Origin of the sequence: Yoonia sp. 2307UL14-13 (assembly GCF_037572755.1) — a bacterium.
Lineage (GTDB): Bacteria > Pseudomonadota > Alphaproteobacteria > Rhodobacterales > Rhodobacteraceae > Yoonia.
Genome location: NZ_JBBIFZ010000004.1, coordinates 1 through 15,647, shown reverse-complemented (window position 1 = coordinate 15,647; position 15,647 = coordinate 1). Strand labels below are relative to the sequence as shown.

The 15,647-nt window shown below is 57.1% G+C and carries 13 protein-coding genes; 7 read left to right on the top strand and 6 right to left on the bottom strand.

What is annotated here, in order from left to right; translation table 11 throughout:
- Positions 1 to 32: 32 nt before the first annotated feature.
- The 6 genes from V8J85_RS11350 to V8J85_RS11325 form a co-directional block, all read right to left on the bottom strand.
- Entirely contained in the window at positions 33 to 1,550 is a 1,518-nt protein-coding gene (locus tag V8J85_RS11350) for a tryptophan halogenase family protein (RefSeq protein ID WP_339953862.1), read from the bottom strand.
- Positions 1,550 to 2,923 (bottom strand): alpha-glucosidase/alpha-galactosidase, encoded by a 1,374-nt coding sequence (locus V8J85_RS11345; protein ID WP_339953861.1) that lies wholly within the window; start codon positions 2,921 to 2,923, stop codon positions 1,550 to 1,552. The genes V8J85_RS11350 and V8J85_RS11345 overlap by 1 nt, the downstream gene beginning before the upstream one ends.
- A gap of 87 nt (positions 2,924 to 3,010) precedes the next feature.
- Positions 3,011 to 4,618, bottom strand: coding sequence for an ABC transporter ATP-binding protein (locus tag V8J85_RS11340; protein ID WP_339953860.1), 1,608 nt, complete (start codon positions 4,616 to 4,618; stop codon positions 3,011 to 3,013).
- Entirely contained in the window at positions 4,611 to 5,741 is a 1,131-nt protein-coding gene (locus V8J85_RS11335) for an ABC transporter permease (RefSeq protein ID WP_339953859.1), read from the bottom strand. The genes V8J85_RS11340 and V8J85_RS11335 overlap by 8 nt, the downstream gene beginning before the upstream one ends.
- A gap of 4 nt (positions 5,742 to 5,745) precedes the next feature.
- On the bottom strand, positions 5,746 to 6,765 hold the full coding sequence (locus tag V8J85_RS11330) for an ABC transporter permease (RefSeq protein ID WP_339953858.1): 1,020 nt from the start codon (positions 6,763 to 6,765) through the stop codon (positions 5,746 to 5,748).
- A gap of 74 nt (positions 6,766 to 6,839) precedes the next feature.
- Positions 6,840 to 8,843: an ABC transporter substrate-binding protein gene (locus V8J85_RS11325; protein ID WP_339953857.1), complete on the bottom strand. Its 2,004-nt coding sequence runs from the start codon at positions 8,841 to 8,843 to the stop codon at positions 6,840 to 6,842.
- A gap of 163 nt (positions 8,844 to 9,006) precedes the next feature.
- Here V8J85_RS11325 and V8J85_RS11320 point away from each other — a divergent pair, with 163 nt between their 5' ends.
- The 7 genes from V8J85_RS11320 to V8J85_RS11295 all read left to right on the top strand — a co-directional run bounded on the left by V8J85_RS11320 (position 9,007) and on the right by V8J85_RS11295 (position 15,528).
- Complete coding sequence (locus V8J85_RS11320) at positions 9,007 to 9,885, top strand: helix-turn-helix domain-containing protein (RefSeq protein WP_339953856.1); 879 nt, start codon at positions 9,007 to 9,009, stop codon at positions 9,883 to 9,885.
- Positions 9,886 to 10,578: 693 nt separating this feature from the next.
- Positions 10,579 to 11,997, top strand: a complete 1,419-nt coding sequence (locus tag V8J85_RS11315; protein ID WP_339953855.1) for a homospermidine synthase — start codon at positions 10,579 to 10,581, stop codon at positions 11,995 to 11,997.
- Between the two features lie 98 nt (positions 11,998 to 12,095).
- Positions 12,096 to 12,800 carry a hypothetical protein gene (locus V8J85_RS11310; RefSeq protein ID WP_339953854.1) on the top strand — a complete coding sequence of 235 codons (705 nt, stop codon included), beginning with the start codon at positions 12,096 to 12,098 and terminating at the stop codon, positions 12,798 to 12,800.
- Positions 12,800 to 14,299, top strand: coding sequence for a TNT domain-containing protein (locus V8J85_RS11305; RefSeq protein ID WP_339953853.1), 1,500 nt, complete (start codon positions 12,800 to 12,802; stop codon positions 14,297 to 14,299). The genes V8J85_RS11310 and V8J85_RS11305 overlap by 1 nt, the downstream gene beginning before the upstream one ends.
- A complete protein-coding gene (locus V8J85_RS11300) occupies positions 14,296 to 14,547 on the top strand; it encodes a hypothetical protein (protein WP_339953852.1) in 252 nt (83 codons plus the stop codon). Before V8J85_RS11305 ends, V8J85_RS11300 begins: the two co-directional genes overlap by 4 nt.
- A gap of 150 nt (positions 14,548 to 14,697) precedes the next feature.
- Positions 14,698 to 15,084: a TNT domain-containing protein gene (locus V8J85_RS20070; RefSeq protein WP_445285897.1), complete on the top strand. Its 387-nt coding sequence runs from the start codon at positions 14,698 to 14,700 to the stop codon at positions 15,082 to 15,084.
- Positions 15,085 to 15,336: 252 nt separating this feature from the next.
- Positions 15,337 to 15,528, top strand: coding sequence for a hypothetical protein (locus tag V8J85_RS11295; RefSeq protein ID WP_339953851.1), 192 nt, complete (start codon positions 15,337 to 15,339; stop codon positions 15,526 to 15,528).
- Positions 15,529 to 15,647 lie beyond the last annotated feature (119 nt).

The window sequence follows — 15,647 nt, the reverse complement described above, 5'->3', positions numbered from 1 at the left end:
ACGCAGGTAAAGTCGCGTCTTCGGACCGCAACTTATCTGAGAAAGGCATGATGCTTCACCGCAACCCGGGCCGCTGCTGCAAAATCCGTCTGTAACTGTTTAAGCGCTGCTCTTGCACTCTTTTTGTCTTCCGCTGATGCCAGCAACTGTTTACTTGGTGCCTTCGGCAAGAGACCAAGACCGTCAAGAACGGGCGTGTAGAGCTGTTCTTCCACATGTGGCAGAGCTTGAGGAAGCATGTGGAAGTCCGCACGCATTATCGCCGTTCCTTGCCAATGCTCGATCCTGTCGCGTTGCGCGGGCGGAACGCCAGCGTTGGTCATGTCTTTCCAAAACGGCGTATCAGTCCGGCCTCCGGCATAGTGAAGATTGATGAACTGTGCGAATTCGTCCACCTGGCGTGCAACAGTTCCGTTGTAGTCGGCGACTACGGAGGGCTTAATGCCGCTCACCAAGTGCTCCGGCGTTTGCCGCAGCAACAAAAGCATCTGAACGAGCGTGCCATGGATCGACGTGGCTTCAAGCGGTTCCAGAAAACTTTGGGCCAATCCGACAGCGACACAATTGCCGATCCATGCGTCGCGCAACCGGCCCGGGTTGATGTCGATCACGCGGCGGATTTCGACGGGGCGGCGCAGCTTTGTTTCCACCTCGGCCTGCGCCTGTTCTGGCGTGATATGCGCATCCGAAAAGACATAGCCACATCCGATCCTGTCCTGCACCGGGATGCCCCACATCCACCCGGATCCAAGCGCTTGTGCCAAAGTGAATGGCGCGATGTCTGCCTTTGGGTCATGATCCAGCCAGAACGGCATGGCTTTGTTCAGTGGCAGCATATTGGCGTAAGAAACCCAATCACTGCCCATTTGCCCGACGATGGCGCGGCGGAAACCGGTACAGTCGATCACGAAATCAACGGGGATGGTTCTAGCATCACTGCATTCAAGGGCGGTGATATGTCCGCTGTCCGTGTCGCGGGTGATGGCATTGACCTCTGTTTTGATGTGGTCAATGCCCGTTGCTCTGCTTGCCAGAAATCGGCCCAGGCGAGCCTGGTCGAAGTGATAGGCGTGGTGAAAAGGACTGAGTGGGACAAGCTGATCCCCCTTACGCGCATAGGCCGATTTGCTGCCTCGCATCAGGCGGGTGAACAGGTGCAGATCAGCAACCTTTTTACCTGCAGCGATTTGCGCATGGTGCAGCCAGTTCGTGGGCAAGCCAGCGGGCGCGGACGCTAAAGCATTGGGGTCGTCGATGGGGCCGAAATAGTCTTTGCCGTCCTTCCGCCACCCAGCGTGTTTGATCCCGAATTTCAAAGTCGCTCCGGTTTCACGGAGGAACTCCATTTCATCAATGCCGAGGTCTAGCAGGATCTGTCGAAAGACCGAGGTAGAACCTTCACCCACACCCACTGTGGGGATATTCGGGCTTTCGATAACCGAAATACGCGGCGCATCCGGTCCAGTGGCTGCCTTTTGCAGCATCAGGGCGGCGAGCCATCCCGCTGTGCCGCCACCAACAATCGCGATGTGCTTTTGATCTGAGCCCATTAAGCCACTTTGGCAGCTTCCGATGGTCTTGCCCACAGCGGCAACCAGTCACCATGTGCGACGCGGAGATCGTCGACAAGTGCCCAGATTTGGTCCAACTCCAGTTCTGCTGCGGTATGTGGGTCCATCATCGCGGCGTGGTAGATGTATTGCGGGTCTTCGGTCATCAACGCCTCAACCACCAGCCCCTGCACTGTCACGCTGGACTGCATGATCGCGGCAAGTTGGGGTGGCAGAGCGCCAAAGGCGGTGGGCTGCACGCCGTTGCCATCAACCAGGCACGCGACCTCGACCGCGCAGCCAGTGGGCAGGTTGTCGATCAGCCCATGATTGGGGACGTTGCCGTGGATGACAAACGGTGTCCCCGTCCAGATCGAATTGATGATCTCGGAGGCGTACTCGTGGCTTTCGGCCAGTTCCATTTCATCGTGATTGGCCAGATGCTCACGTTCTTCCGCCCAATTGGCGATCTGCTCGACGCAGCGCTTGGGATATTCGTCAAGCTGCACCTGATACTTGTCGATGATGTCCTCGCGCCCATCCTTGATGAACCACGGCACATATTCCGCGAAATGTTCAGAACTTTCGGTGACGAAGTAGCCCAGTTTCGTCATCATCTCATACCGGATCAGGTTGGGGCAGCGCGGATTGTGCATGTTTTCTTTGGGCGCGCGGCCGGAATGGTAGGCGGCATGTAGGTCTGGATAAAGGTCGCGCCGCGTGCCGTCGGGCATTTGCTGCTCTAACTTCGTGTAAAAGGCGATGTGGTTGATCCCTGCGCATTCATAGCGAATTGACTTTGGGTCAATCTCAAGATCGCGGGCCAGTTCTTGCGCCGTTCCTTGTACCGAATGGCAAAGCCCCACCTGTTTGATCTGCGGATATTTTCGCGCAATGGCCCAAGTATTCATCGCCATCGGATTCACATATTGCAGCATCGTTGCATCCGGGCAGACGTTCAACATATCCTCACAGATTGACCAAAGATGTGGGATCGTCCGCAGGCCGCGCATGATCCCCCCGATGCCAAGCGTGTCAGCGATAGTTTGCCGCAGGCCGAATTTCTTGGGGATTTCAAAATCTGTGATCGTACAGGGATCGTACCCGCCGATCTGAAAGGCGACGACAACGAAATGCGCACCAGTCAATGCCTCTCGCTGGTTCGTATGGCTGGTGATCTGCGCTCCGCACCCCAGCGTTTCGACCATGCGTTGCGCAATCGCCTTGGACTCCGCCAGACGTTCGGCGTTGATATCCATGAGCGCAACATGCGCATCACTCAGGTCCGGGCGTTGCAGGATGTCGCCCACGATATTGCGCATGAACACGGAAGAACCAGCGCCGATAAAGGTGATCTTAGGTGTCTGCGGCATGATATGGCCTCTTTGTTCTCTCTGGACCCTATGTCTCTGAAAAAAGGCCAAAGGTCTTGTCGCTCTGGCGCGATGTCTTCCGGAAAATCATGCCACCACCTTGAAGGCGGCATCAACAAGTCGGCGGGTGTAGTCGGTAGACGGGTTGATCAACACCTGATCGGTTGGTCCGGCTTCCATCACCTTGCCGTGCTGCATGACAATGACGTTGTGACACAGTGCTTGTACGACCTTCAGGTCATGGCTGATGAACATGTAACTAAGCCCGTGCTTGCGGCGCAGGTCGCGCAGCAATTCGATGATTTGCGCCTGAATGGACAAATCTAGCGCCGAGGTCGGTTCATCCAGAAGGATGAATTCCGGGTCGAGTGCGATGGCGCGTGCAATGGCCAGACGCTGCCGTTGTCCGCCGGAAAATTCGTGGGGAAAGCGGTCAAGCGCGCTATGTGGCATCTGCACGTCATCGAGGGCTTGCCGGATGATCTGATCCCTGTCCTTGGCATTGCTGTTGCCATTGACAATTAGCCCCTCTTCCAGGATTTGCCGGATGATCATGCGCGGGTTGAGCGACGAGAACGGGTCCTGAAAAACGACCTGCATTCGTGTGCGGTAGGGTTGCAGTTGTTTGCGGCTCAGCCCTTCGATCCGATCGCCCCGAAATGTGATCTCGCCCTTTTGGAATACGCCGAGCCGGATCAGGGACATCGCAAACGTCGTTTTACCCGATCCGCTTTCGCCGACAACGCCGACCGTTTCGCCCCTGCGCACAAGGGCGGAGACGTTATCGACGGCTTTGAGATCAACCGTTGTAGGGTTGAAGAAACCGCCGGATTTCAGGTTGAACGTGACGCAAACATTGCGCCCTTCCATCACAGGGGGGGCATCGGGGTCCAGCGGGTCAGGCAACCCCTTGGGTTCGCTTTCGATCAAGTGCTTGGTATAGGGGTGCTGCGGGTTCTGGAATACCTCTGCTGTCACTCCCCGCTCTACTACCTCACCATGGCGCATCACTACCACGTTGTCGGATACCCGGCTGACAACGGTCAGGTCATGAGTGATCAGGACCACCGCCATGTTGTGTTTTTGCTGCAAGGATTTCAGCAGTGATAGAATTTCGGCTTGAACGGTGACGTCCAGTGCGGTGGTTGGTTCGTCGGCGATCAGCAGATCGGGATTGTTGGCCAACGCCATGGCAATCATCACCCGTTGCCGCTGACCGCCGGACATCTCGTGCGGATATTGGCTGTATCGTTGTTCGGGGTTGGGCAGTTGCACCTCGGTCAGCAGGCGGATGACCTCGGCCTTGAGGTCCTTTTTGCTGATAGCGCGGTGAACGCGGATGATCTCGCCCACCTGGTCGCCGATTTTGTAGATAGGATTCAGGCTGGTCAGCGGTTCCTGAAAGATCATCGAAATTCGGCTGCCCCGGATGCGCTGCAATTCCAGTTCCGACCAGGTGGCCAGATCGTCGCCGTCAAAAATCACGCGGGTGTCTTTGCCGACGATGGCATTAGGCGCCAGCATCCCCATGATCGCGCGGGCGGTGACGGACTTGCCCGATCCACTTTCGCCAACCACGGCCAGCGTTTCACCGCGGTTCACGGCATAGCTGACATCTTTTACCGCTTCGGTCGTGCCCACGGCAGTGCGGAACGACACGGCGACATTTTCAACGGAAAGAAGCGGATCAGTCATTGGCATAAGGGTCCATTGCGTCGCGCATACCGTCGCCAAGCGCGTTGAAGGCCAGTACCGACAGAATGATCATGGCGACCGGTGATAACAGCCACGGCGCAGCGGCCAGCGATTGGAAGTCGCGCACGGCGTTCAGCATCACGCCCCAACTGACCAGCGGTTGCTGGATGCCCACGCCAAGAAACGACAGGAAACTTTCCAGCAGGATCACCTCGGGCAGCACATAAGTGGCCCAGACAATGATGTGGGACGACATGTTGGGAATGATATGGCGCAGGATGATACGTTTGTCGCTGGCCCCCACGGCCACGGCAGAGCGAACAAATTCCACTGACCGGATGGCAATGACCTTGCCCCGCAATTCGCGCGCGAGGTTGGCCCATTGCAACAGCACCAGAATGCCCGCGAACATGATGAAGGTCGTTATCGGGTCAGCGTTGCGGGGCAACACTGCGACAAGCGCGAGGTAAAGCGGCAGGTCGGGGAAAGACTTCACGAATTCGATTATGCGTTGGATGACGGTATCTGTCCGCCCGCCGAAATAGCCCGACGTGACCCCGATCAGCGTGCCGATCACGCAGGCCAGCCCCATGACCATGAAACCCATCATCAATGTGATACGCGACCCATATACCATACGGCTGAAGACATCGCGCCCAAGCCCATCAGTTCCCAGAAGATGCACGAATTCACCGTTTTCGCCGCCAAATAGGTGCGTCGTGAATTCCATACCAAGGAATTCGTAGGCCGGGCCTTGGGTGAAGAATTGCAGCTTCACCGTCTTATCATAGGACGGCGCGAAGGTGATCTCGAAGGTGTTGGGGTCCATGACCTCTTCGAAACCAAGTACGAAGGGCGTGGTCAGGCTACCATCCTCAGAAAGGATGCGGATGGTTTGCGGCGGGCTGTAGATTGCGGTGCGGTCTTTGGTATCAACTGCATAGGGGGCGATGAAACCTGCAAAGATCGCCGTGAAGACGATCAACAAGGACATGATCAGCCCGGCCATGCCGTAGCGGTTGCGGCGGAACCGGCGACGTACCAACTGCCAGTAGGACAGCGAAAGGCCGGTTGCGGCCTCTGCATTCATGTCGATATCAAGGGTTGGGGTTGTATCGGTCATAGCCTCACCCCGATACCGTGGCGCGACGGACGCGCGGATCGATGAGGGCCAGGATTATGTCGGCAATCAGGTTCCCGATGACCAGCAAAACTGCCACCAACAGAAAGATCGCGGCAATCACATACATGTCCCGGTCTGTGACAGATGAGATGATCAGTGGCCCCAGCGTCGGAATGCCCAGCACCAGCGCGATCTCAATCTCGCCCTTGATCATATAGTCAAAGCGGTTGCCGATGTTCATGACCACCGGATGCAGGGCGTTGGGCACGGCATGGCGGAATAGAACCTTGCGCCGGCTCAACCCTTTGGCCCGCGCGGTTTCGATATATTGCGCATTCATCACATCCAAAAGGTTCCCGCGCATCATGCGGGTGGTATAGGCTTGGCCCGCCCAGATCGACACCAGCAGGATCGGCCAGACATGCAGGAACAGGTTCCAGAGCTTGGCGAAAGACATGCCGTCCTGCACCTGAAATTCGGGCGAATAAAGCGCGCCGATATAGGGCGAGTGCCAGACAAAGGCGAGGAAATAGAGCAGGATCAGCGCGATCACGAATTTCGGGATAACAATACCAAGGAAAGCCACCAGCGTGGCAAGCGTATCGCCCCAGCGGTACTGGTTCGTGGCCGCGTAAATGCCAAGAAAAACACCTATGATCTGGCCCACAACAAGCGTTACCAACGCGATCCCGATCGTGCGCCACAGACGCAGGTCGATCACCTCCGTCACCGGGCGGTTTTGGGCGAAGGACATGCCAAAATCGCCTGCAAAGACGATGTTTTTAATCCAGACCCAGTACTGCACATAAAGCGGTTGATCGAGGCCAAGGCGCTCGCGCATCATTTCGGCCTGCGGCACCAGCGCCTCGCGGCTCTGGCCGGTTTGGGCCATCGTGCGGCCAAGCCATCCATCGACAAAATCACCCGGAACAGCGGTGATGATCAGAAAGGTCGCGATGGAAATCCCGATCAAGAGCGGAATAGTGACGAGCACCCGCTTGAGGATGAATTGCAAAAAAGCCATGCGCGGCCTCCCCCGACGCTAAGTGCGCGGCCATCATCCCTGACGGCCGCGCGTTCCACTATACACGGGGTCGCTTAGTATTCAGCGATCGTGTCAGGGAGGACCTCGTCTTCCTGATCTGCGGCCGGCGTCCAGAGCCGTTCGCGGACTACCCCATCCTCGGCCCACTCATACATGAAGACGGGTGTGCCGGGATGGGCGTTCTTGATGCGCTTGTTGACCAACAAGGCAGCAGGCACCTGAACCGTGCCGATCGTGTAGGCATTTGCAGTGACAAGCTGCTGCATCTCACGGGCCAGCTGCGCCTGTTCGACCGCATCGTCCGAGCTTTGCAAAGCGGCAAGTTTGGCTTCCAAATCCGCCTCAAACGGCAGGCGATCGCCACCGGCGTTGAAATGTGGACAGCTTGCACCGGCTGGCCATGACCGGCAGGTTTCGCGCGTTGGCAGGATGACGTTGTCGCGCATCATCATCGCCGTGAACTGACCGCCGGTAAAGTTGGTGTCAGCCGCTGTCTGGTCGATGGCGCGGGTTTGGACCCGAATGCCGACTTCTTCAAGTTGGGACGCAACCGCCTCCAGCTGCTTCACGCTGGCATTGCCCGATGAACTGACCTGCACGTCGATGACCACGTTGTCGCCGCCTCCGGGCATGTTGCGCACCCCGTCTCCATCGGTGTCAACGACATCAAGACCGTCCAGCAGGGATTTGGCCCCGTCCTGATCGAACGGATGGTAGTCACTGGACGCCGCGTCGTAATAGGGTGAACCCGTCGTAAAGCCTGAGATGTAGGGATATGCAAATGGCCCGCGTGCCAATGCCTGACCGATCGCATCGCGATCCAGTGCATGGCTGAGCGCCAGACGGAAATCGGTTTCGCGGAAGAGTTCCCGCATCGCTTTTTCGCCATCATCAGCGGCACCGCCAGCGTCCATGTTCAGAACCAACCGCCATGCCAGCACCCGTGGGCCAAAGTTGGCACGCACTGGGCTTGCGTCGTCCTGCGACTGTTTGAGCGCCTCAACATAGTTGCCCGGATCTTCCATATTGGAAAAGTCACCCGTACCGGCAACGGCCTGCGCGGTCCGATCGCCCCATGTGGACAGGCGGAAGTGCATTTCATTGTAGTATGGGAGCTGGTTTCCGGCCTCATCCACTTTGAAATAATACGGATTGCGGCGCATGATCACCAATTCATCGGGACGGTGCACAACCGGGACCCAAGCCCCCAACACGACAGGCGGGGTGACATCATTGGGAAGCGCCTGCGTGTAACTGTCGTAGGTCGCATCAGCATTGTAGGTCGGCTGCTGATCTTTCAGCACGTGACTTGGTCCGGGACAGCCTTGGATGTAGGCCAGATTTTCGACAATCGTTTCGGCCTGAGGATCGGCGAAGACAAACTTGAACGTGTAATCGTCGATGATCTCCATTGTGGCGCCACCGCCAAAGCTATCCTTGGCCATGCGGCTGGCGACATTTTCGTCCTGCACGTTATCTTCGTACCAGAACCGCACGTCCTCCACGTCAAAAGCATCACCATCCGACCATTTCACGCCCTGCATCAGGTTGATGGTCAGTTCGGTCTTGGCGTCGTTGAATGACCAGCTTTGCGCCAGATTTGGCAGGGGACCGGTCTGATCCTCAGCCTTGACCTGCCAGCGTGGCCCTTGACGAACCAGGCATTCCTGCATCGCCATATTGATGCCGCCCCAGCCCTGATGCTGACCAGCCATCCAGTTCCAGCCCTCTGGTCGGCCACCGATAACATGCCGGAAAACACCACCATATTCGCCGATGCCGTCAACCATCGCGCCGGCCTTGAAGATGATCGGTGCCGCAGGGAGTCGTTCTGCGACAGGCGGCAACTTTCCGTCAGCGACCATTGCATCCAGCATGGGGGCCTGCGCATAGCTGTCCAACGTGCCATGCGCATAGATATCATCGCGGCCGATCAATTCGTAATCGAGGCCAGAGAGGCTTGTTTCCGGCGGCATTTCGTCCGCAGTCGCAAGCGTGCCAACAGCCATCAAAGCCGTCGTCACACAAAGCGCACCCTTTAGCTTTTTGTGGATCATCACCAGTTTCCTCCCAATGGTGTATTGTGCCCGATATAAGACGCCGAAGGGTTAGGCCTGTCTTTCACGCTTTGACGAAAGGCTTCCGGAAAATCACACACTGGTTGCTTGTGCGGGGGCCGCGCTGCTACGTTTGCTGTAAGAAAACAGGTTGGAGCGTTACGTGAGACGGGATCTTGACGCCCAGAATGCAATTGATGACTACCATCTGATCACGCAGGGCCGTGGCATTTTTTTGCAGCACCATGTGCCGAATGCGATGGAGGAACCCTACCACGCGCATCCGTCGATCGAGGTAAATTTCCTGCAAGACTGTGATATGGACTACTCCTTTGGCGGGCGCACAATTAGCTTGCAACGTGACAGATTTTGCATCTTCTGGGCGGCCCAACCACACCGTGTTCTCAACGTATGTGGCGTCGGCAAGATCACTAATGCCTATGTTTCACTTGAAGAGTTTTGGTCTTGGCCTCTGCCCAAGGACTTTGTCGATGCGATCATTGCTGGTGGTGTGGCTGTGGGAACAAAGACGTTGCCCGATGACGCCTTGCTTGCGGAACGGTTCGCCCTCGAGGTCGATGTGAACACCGACCAGATGAGCCGCCTTCACTGTCTGGAATTGCAATCCCGGATCACGCGCCTCGCGCTGACTGGCTGGGAACTGATCGCGCCGCCGCGTCCCGACACTGAAGCCGTCCGCATTGGTGGCAACGCCATTGTACATTTTGAGAAAATTCTGCGGTTTATCGCCACGCACTACACCGAGGCGATAACGCTTGGCGACGTTGCCAAAGCCGCTGGCGTGTCCGAGAATTACGCTAACACCTTGTCCAAAAAGATCATCGGAACGACGGTCAAAGCCCACATCACCAATGTCCGTGTCTTTCGCGCCCGAATGCTTTTAGCAGAGACTGATGACAAGATCATCAGCATAGCGTTGGATAGCGGGTTTCGGTCGTTGTCATCGTTCTACGACGCCTTCCATCGGCTTGTCGGTACAAGTCCGGCAGATTTCAGGTTGCAGGTTCAACAGCGCAGCTGATACACGAGCACATTCAAAATCACTGAAAACAGACACTCACCCTTTCCAGTCAAAGGTCTGGTTTATCCCGCCATACCGCTCATCGGCCATTGCTCCATCGAAAGTCCGCTACGAGGGCTGATCGATTTCTTGACCTCACCCGACCAAAAGCTTCGCCGTCGCTGCAGGATTTCACCTCTCACCCTGGCGGCCATTTCATTACCGCCTACTCGGCCGAAGCCAACGCTACGGCTTCGACTGCGGGGAAGGCGAACTCCGCCCCGGTTCTGCGTCCGGGTCGGTCTCGGCATCGATGCCAGAGGGTACGGCCAGCGACGGATCGCTGTCGGCCGTCTCGCTCAGGTCGAATGGTCTGGGTGCGGCAACAGCACTCTCGTTGGCGACCTCGGGGCATCGGCACCCAAAAACAGCGCTCCAAGGTTTTCGAATGCGAAAAGCGCGGCGGCGGGCATTGCGGCTTTGACGCCAAGGGCAATCGTGGAATGGCGAGCGATCGCAGATCGCGGTGCCAGCGCGCGTTGCGTTAACCGCGCGCGGACCGTGCGCAAAGGTCCGATGGAATTCCGATAGAATTCCGATGGTTTTCCGATCGCCAAAAAACGCCGTTAACACATCGGATCGTCACCCCCGATAACCGTTTGCATCCGACCGCCGCGACGGTCAATCTGGGCGCGTCATCAGCAAGGGGGTCACATGTCCAACTATCCAGTTTACGGGCGCATCGAAGGTCACATGGTCATGATCGGTTTCGGTTCGATCGGCAAAGGCACCTTGCCCCTGATCCAGCGTCATTTCGACTATGACGCGGACAAATTCAGCGTGATCGACCCAAATCCGGACAGCAAGGAATTCCTTTTAGAACAGGGGATTACGCATCACCAGGTGGCCTTGACGCCAGACAATTATCGCCAGGTGTTGGGTGACCTGTTCCCCGATGGGAAAGGCTTCTGCGTGAACCTGTCGGTCGATACATCATCGCTGGACCTGATGAAATTCTGCCGTGAAATCGGGGTGCTGTATATCGACACCGTGGTCGAACCTTGGGCTGGTTTCTATTTCGACACGACCGATAATGCCGACCGCACCAATTACGCTCTACGCCAGGCCGTACGCGATGAAAAAACCAATAATCCCAATGGTGTAACAGCGGTCAGCTGCTGCGGCGCGAACCCCGGCATGGTCAGCTGGTTCGTGAAGGAAGGGCTGATGATCCTGTCCCGCGACCTAGGGCGGAATGACCCCGTTCCGACGACCCGCGAGGGGTGGGGAAAACTCATGCAAAATCTGGGGGTTAAGGGCGTCCACATCGCCGAACGTGACACGCAGGCGCGTGAACTTCCCCGCCCGCGGGACGTGTTCGTGAACACGTGGTCGGTCGAGGGTTTCATCGCTGAGGGTTTTCAGCCCGCCGAACTCGGCTGGGGCACCCATGAAACATGGATGCCCGAGGGCGCAAACACTTATGACAAGGGCTGTCAGGCCGCCATATGGCTCGACCGTCCGGGCGCGGCAACCCGGGTCCACACCTGGTGCCCGACGCCCGGCCCGCAATTCGGATTTCTGGTGACACATAACGAAGCCATTTCCATCGCCGATTACTTCACCGTGGGCGATCCCGCCGCGCCGGATTTCCGCCCGACCTGCCACTACGCCTACCATCCCTGCGATGATGCAGTGCTGTCCCTGCACGAAATGTTCGGGTCAGGTGAGCAGCAAAAAACCCATGAAATTCTTGATGTTGACGAGATCGTAGAGGGAGTCGACGAACTCGGCGTCCTGCTTTACGGCCACGACAAAAACGCGATGTGGTATGGCTCGCGGCTATCGAACGAAGAGACGAAAGCGCTCGCGCCCTATCAAAACGCGACGGGCCTTCAGGTCACATCCGCTGTGCTGGCCGGGATGGTCTGGGCTTTGGAAAACCCCGAGGCGGGAATCGTGGAGACCGACGAAATGGACCACGCCCGCTGCCTCGAGGTGCAAAAACCCTATCTCGGCCCGGTCGAGGCGCACTATACCGACTGGACCCCGCTGCAGGACCGGTGGGAGCACTTCCCCGAAAACCTGGACGAAAGTGATCCTTGGCAATTCCGGAACGTTTTGGCGACGTAAGGCAAAGGTCCGCACGTTGGCATTAACACATCTTAAGGCCGTTGCGCTTGTATACGGACCCGCTAAGGTATGTTTCGATCACGCCGTTCAAGTGATACATGCTGACATTCTCACGCAAGCAATTCGCAGCTTTCGAAAGCGCCGCAGCCGGTCAATGGGATCGTGAAACAGCCTTGACGCTGCTGGAGCTGTATCCGGCACACATGAAGGCGCTGGGCGCATCCACCGACGAGGTCGCGAAATTCGTGCGCGCGGTCCGCGATTATGCGTTAGCCTACGGGATCACGGCAAAGAGCGAGACGTTCAAGATGGTCGTCGTCGGGGTTTCTCTTGGGGCGCATTTTCCTCATGATCCCCGATTTCATCAGCTAATCACCAAAACGCTGGCGCAGACCGCGTTCCCACAGGATGAACGCCTGACATGGTTTACGCGCGGAATTGAGCGATGGCTGGGTGCAACGTGGACAGGCGAAGGCCTGGATGTGAAGGGCGCACGGCTGGTCGCACGGGTTCAGGCGCGGCAACCAGCGCATGCGACCTTCGACAAACTCGTAACGCAAAGCCCGACCATCGCGACACCAGCCCGCCGACAGGCGTTTCTGCAAGCCTGCAACGCGCATGCCGAGGGCTATGGCTTGCATGATCTGCAACGCCGCATCGCCTATACCGGCGCCGCGCTGATACACGGCATCTATTGGTACGACGACCCGCTGCTACACAGGCTCCGACACGCCTTCGAAAGGTCAGCGGATCCGGACGATCTTTGCGCCGGTATGACCACCTTCTACGAAGGTTTCGACTGATGGAGCAGGACGATCCCAACAACCCGGCAGGCCTGCAGCAAGGGCTGGCAGCCGCCGACGCACAGCCCAGCGGCGATGTGGGGCAGGTCTGTGAAGCCTGTCCGAACAACTGGGTCGAGGCGGGCGCGATTGATGAAACGACCGGGGAGCCTCTGCCCGGGCTCGGCTATCGCATCTATGACATGGCGTCGGGTGATCAGGTCGCCTCGGGCATCCTCGACGAAAAGGGCGAATCGCCCCGGCACCAGATCGACATGCCGATCACCCAGCTTTACGTCATCTTCGGCACCGAAGAAGCGATGGATGCCGCTGAAGACCAGATCGGCGAAAAGCAACGCGAACATGCATTGGAGCAAAACGCGGTGTCGGAATGGCGCGGCATTCCCGCCGGTCTGGACGAGGGGGAGTTCAATCAGGCCTATGACCGGATCGCCTACGAGGCCGGTCGTTATGAAAAACCCAGCGTGGGCTTATTCGAAGGCATAGGCTATGGCTATAAATTCATATGGGACTATGTCTCGTCGGGGTTCGATTCCAGTCACGCTCAGCATGAAATCTACCTCGACGACCGTCGCCGCAATTTCGAAGAGTATCAGCTGGCCACCAATGCGCGCGAGGCGTCGGACGCCGAAAGTTTCTTTGGCGGCGGCGGCCAGGGCCTGACCTTCGGCTTCGGCGAAGAAGGCATGGCACGGCTCGATTCGTTGTTCTCCGACCGGTCCTACGACGAACTGGTCGCCGAGCGCCGGCAACTGAACCGCGCACAGCAGATCGCCAACCCCAACTGGTACATTGGCGGTGAGATCGCCGGGGCCGTGCCCACCATCTTTGTCCCCGTTGGCGGCGCGGCGGCCAACGCGGCGCGGGCGGGGCAAGGGATACGCGGGGCTGTGGTTGCCGGCGCTAAGACAGGTGCTGCGACCGGTGCGCTGTCTGGGGCCGGGCACGACGAGGGCGGTGTACTGGACCGGCTGGACGGGGCTGCGTTAGGTGCGGCGACGGGCGGGCTGGCCGGAGCGGTGCTGTCTGGTGCGGGCGTACTGATCGCACGCGGAGTGTCGCGGACGCGGATTTGGGGGAGGATTGTAGGAAGGGTATCGCCCAAGCGGGCACCATTCCACCGACGGGACCTCAGCGACGAATGGTACGACGCCGAAACCGGCTTGTTGCGGTGGCCACCGAATGACGGTTTCGATGGGACTGTCAGCAGAACAACTTTGCCGGCTGGTGCTCGCATCGACAGATATTCACGCGAGACCGGCCTTGACGACACCGGGTCCTTTCTTTCGCCTCAAGGCGCAAACTGGACTTCTAGAGCACTACCCTACGAAAAAAGCACGCAACAATACGCTGTTTATGAGGTATTGCGTCCTTTAGAAGTTAGTTCCGGTCGTGCAGCCGCGTGGTTCGACGAAGCTGGTGGCGCAACACAATATCTTACCGACCGAAGTGTAGGTGATCTAATTAGAGAAGGTTACTTAAGGCAGGTGATCCAATGAATATCAATGAAATGATAGCCTATTTGGCTCTTCACGGCGTGAAGGAAGATGAATTCTATACGATTGGAGGGCTTGGTGCTGGTGAGATCGACGGGATCGAAATGATCGATGGCGTTTGGTTCACTTACTACAGCGAACGCGGCGCCAAACGAAACTATGTTCAGCGAAAAAACGAAGAGGAGGCTTGCGCATATGTCGCTGAACGTGCCGAGAGATATGCCAAGCGACTTGGTGTTTGGACAGAGTGAACTGACTGGCGCAGTTGGACGCTAGTGCTCTGATACCCAACCTTCTGCCGCTGAGGGCAAGAGTTTTTCGTCTTTTTGCTGTGCTGATCGCGCGGGGTATCGCGGACGCGGATTTGGGGGCGGGTTACAGGTCGGGCTTCGCCGAACCGTATGCAGTTCCATCGAAGAGACCTCGCGGACAAATGGTATAGAGCTGACAATAGTGAACTTGATTGGCCACCAAATGATGGATTTTCGGCACCTCCCCAATCTCAGACCCTGGCACCCGGTACGCGAATAGATCGCTATGCCGGTCAACCGCCCGGTCAAGATGGAGGAAGGTACTTTTCTCCTGCTGGAGCTAGCTTTGAATCTCGCGCCTTGCCCTATGACCCAGCTTCGCAGAGATTATCCACGTTCGAAGTACTTCGCCCATTTGAAGTAAAAAGTGGAACAGCGGCACCTTGGTTTGACCAAGCAGGAGGTGCGACACAATATATGACCGATATGTCAACCAAGGATTTAATTCGTAATGGGTTTATACGACCTATTCCATAGGAAAGAAATCACTATGAACCTAAAAGAAACTCTAGTCGCGATAAAGCGCCATGGTATACCGGACGACTACTACACGGTTGGCGGTGTTGACGGGGGTGAGTTCGGCGGCGGGATCGAGTGCATTGATGGAACTTGGGTTACGTATCAAACAGAAAGAGGAAGAAAGATCGACCGACAAACATGGTACGATGAACATGAGGCATGCGCTTACTTTTTCGCTGGCGTTATTAAGTCTGCGAAGTGGTCGAACGTGTGGCATACACGACCAAAGAAATTGCAAGAAGAGTGATGTATGAGATTGCTTATGATGTGAACCGCGAGGTTGATTTGCGAATGCCGGTAGTTCAAGTCGAAAAGTTACCATCATTGGACGAATTGCTGATACCTTTGCATGGAGACCAAGCAAACAATTTGACTATTGCTGACTTGTCAAAGGATGGTTGAGGTGCCCCTAGTTTCCTAGACACCCGCCTGTTTTAGTTTGAGCTGTCTTTCTTCGAAGTCAACGGGCGACAGCATGCCGTTGTTTGTGTGCTTGCGTTTCGGATTGTAGAACATCTCGA

Coding starts and splice junctions, on each gene's coding strand:
- V8J85_RS11330 (WP_339953858.1), bottom strand. CDS start 6,765: ATGGCTTTTTTGCAATTCATCCTCAAGCGGGTGCTCGTCACTATTCCG.
- V8J85_RS11300 (WP_339953852.1), top strand. CDS start 14,296: ATGAATATCAATGAAATGATAGCCTATTTGGCTCTTCACGGCGTGAAG.
- V8J85_RS11310 (WP_339953854.1), top strand. CDS start 12,096: ATGCTGACATTCTCACGCAAGCAATTCGCAGCTTTCGAAAGCGCCGCA.
- V8J85_RS11350 (WP_339953862.1), bottom strand. CDS start 1,550: ATGGGCTCAGATCAAAAGCACATCGCGATTGTTGGTGGCGGCACAGCG.
- V8J85_RS11325 (WP_339953857.1), bottom strand. CDS start 8,843: ATGATCCACAAAAAGCTAAAGGGTGCGCTTTGTGTGACGACGGCTTTG.
- V8J85_RS20070 (WP_445285897.1), top strand. CDS start 14,698: ATGCAGTTCCATCGAAGAGACCTCGCGGACAAATGGTATAGAGCTGAC.
- V8J85_RS11345 (WP_339953861.1), bottom strand. CDS start 2,923: ATGCCGCAGACACCTAAGATCACCTTTATCGGCGCTGGTTCTTCCGTG.
- V8J85_RS11335 (WP_339953859.1), bottom strand. CDS start 5,741: ATGACCGATACAACCCCAACCCTTGATATCGACATGAATGCAGAGGCC.
- V8J85_RS11315 (WP_339953855.1), top strand. CDS start 10,579: ATGTCCAACTATCCAGTTTACGGGCGCATCGAAGGTCACATGGTCATG.
- V8J85_RS11305 (WP_339953853.1), top strand. CDS start 12,800: ATGGAGCAGGACGATCCCAACAACCCGGCAGGCCTGCAGCAAGGGCTG.
- V8J85_RS11340 (WP_339953860.1), bottom strand. CDS start 4,618: ATGACTGATCCGCTTCTTTCCGTTGAAAATGTCGCCGTGTCGTTCCGC.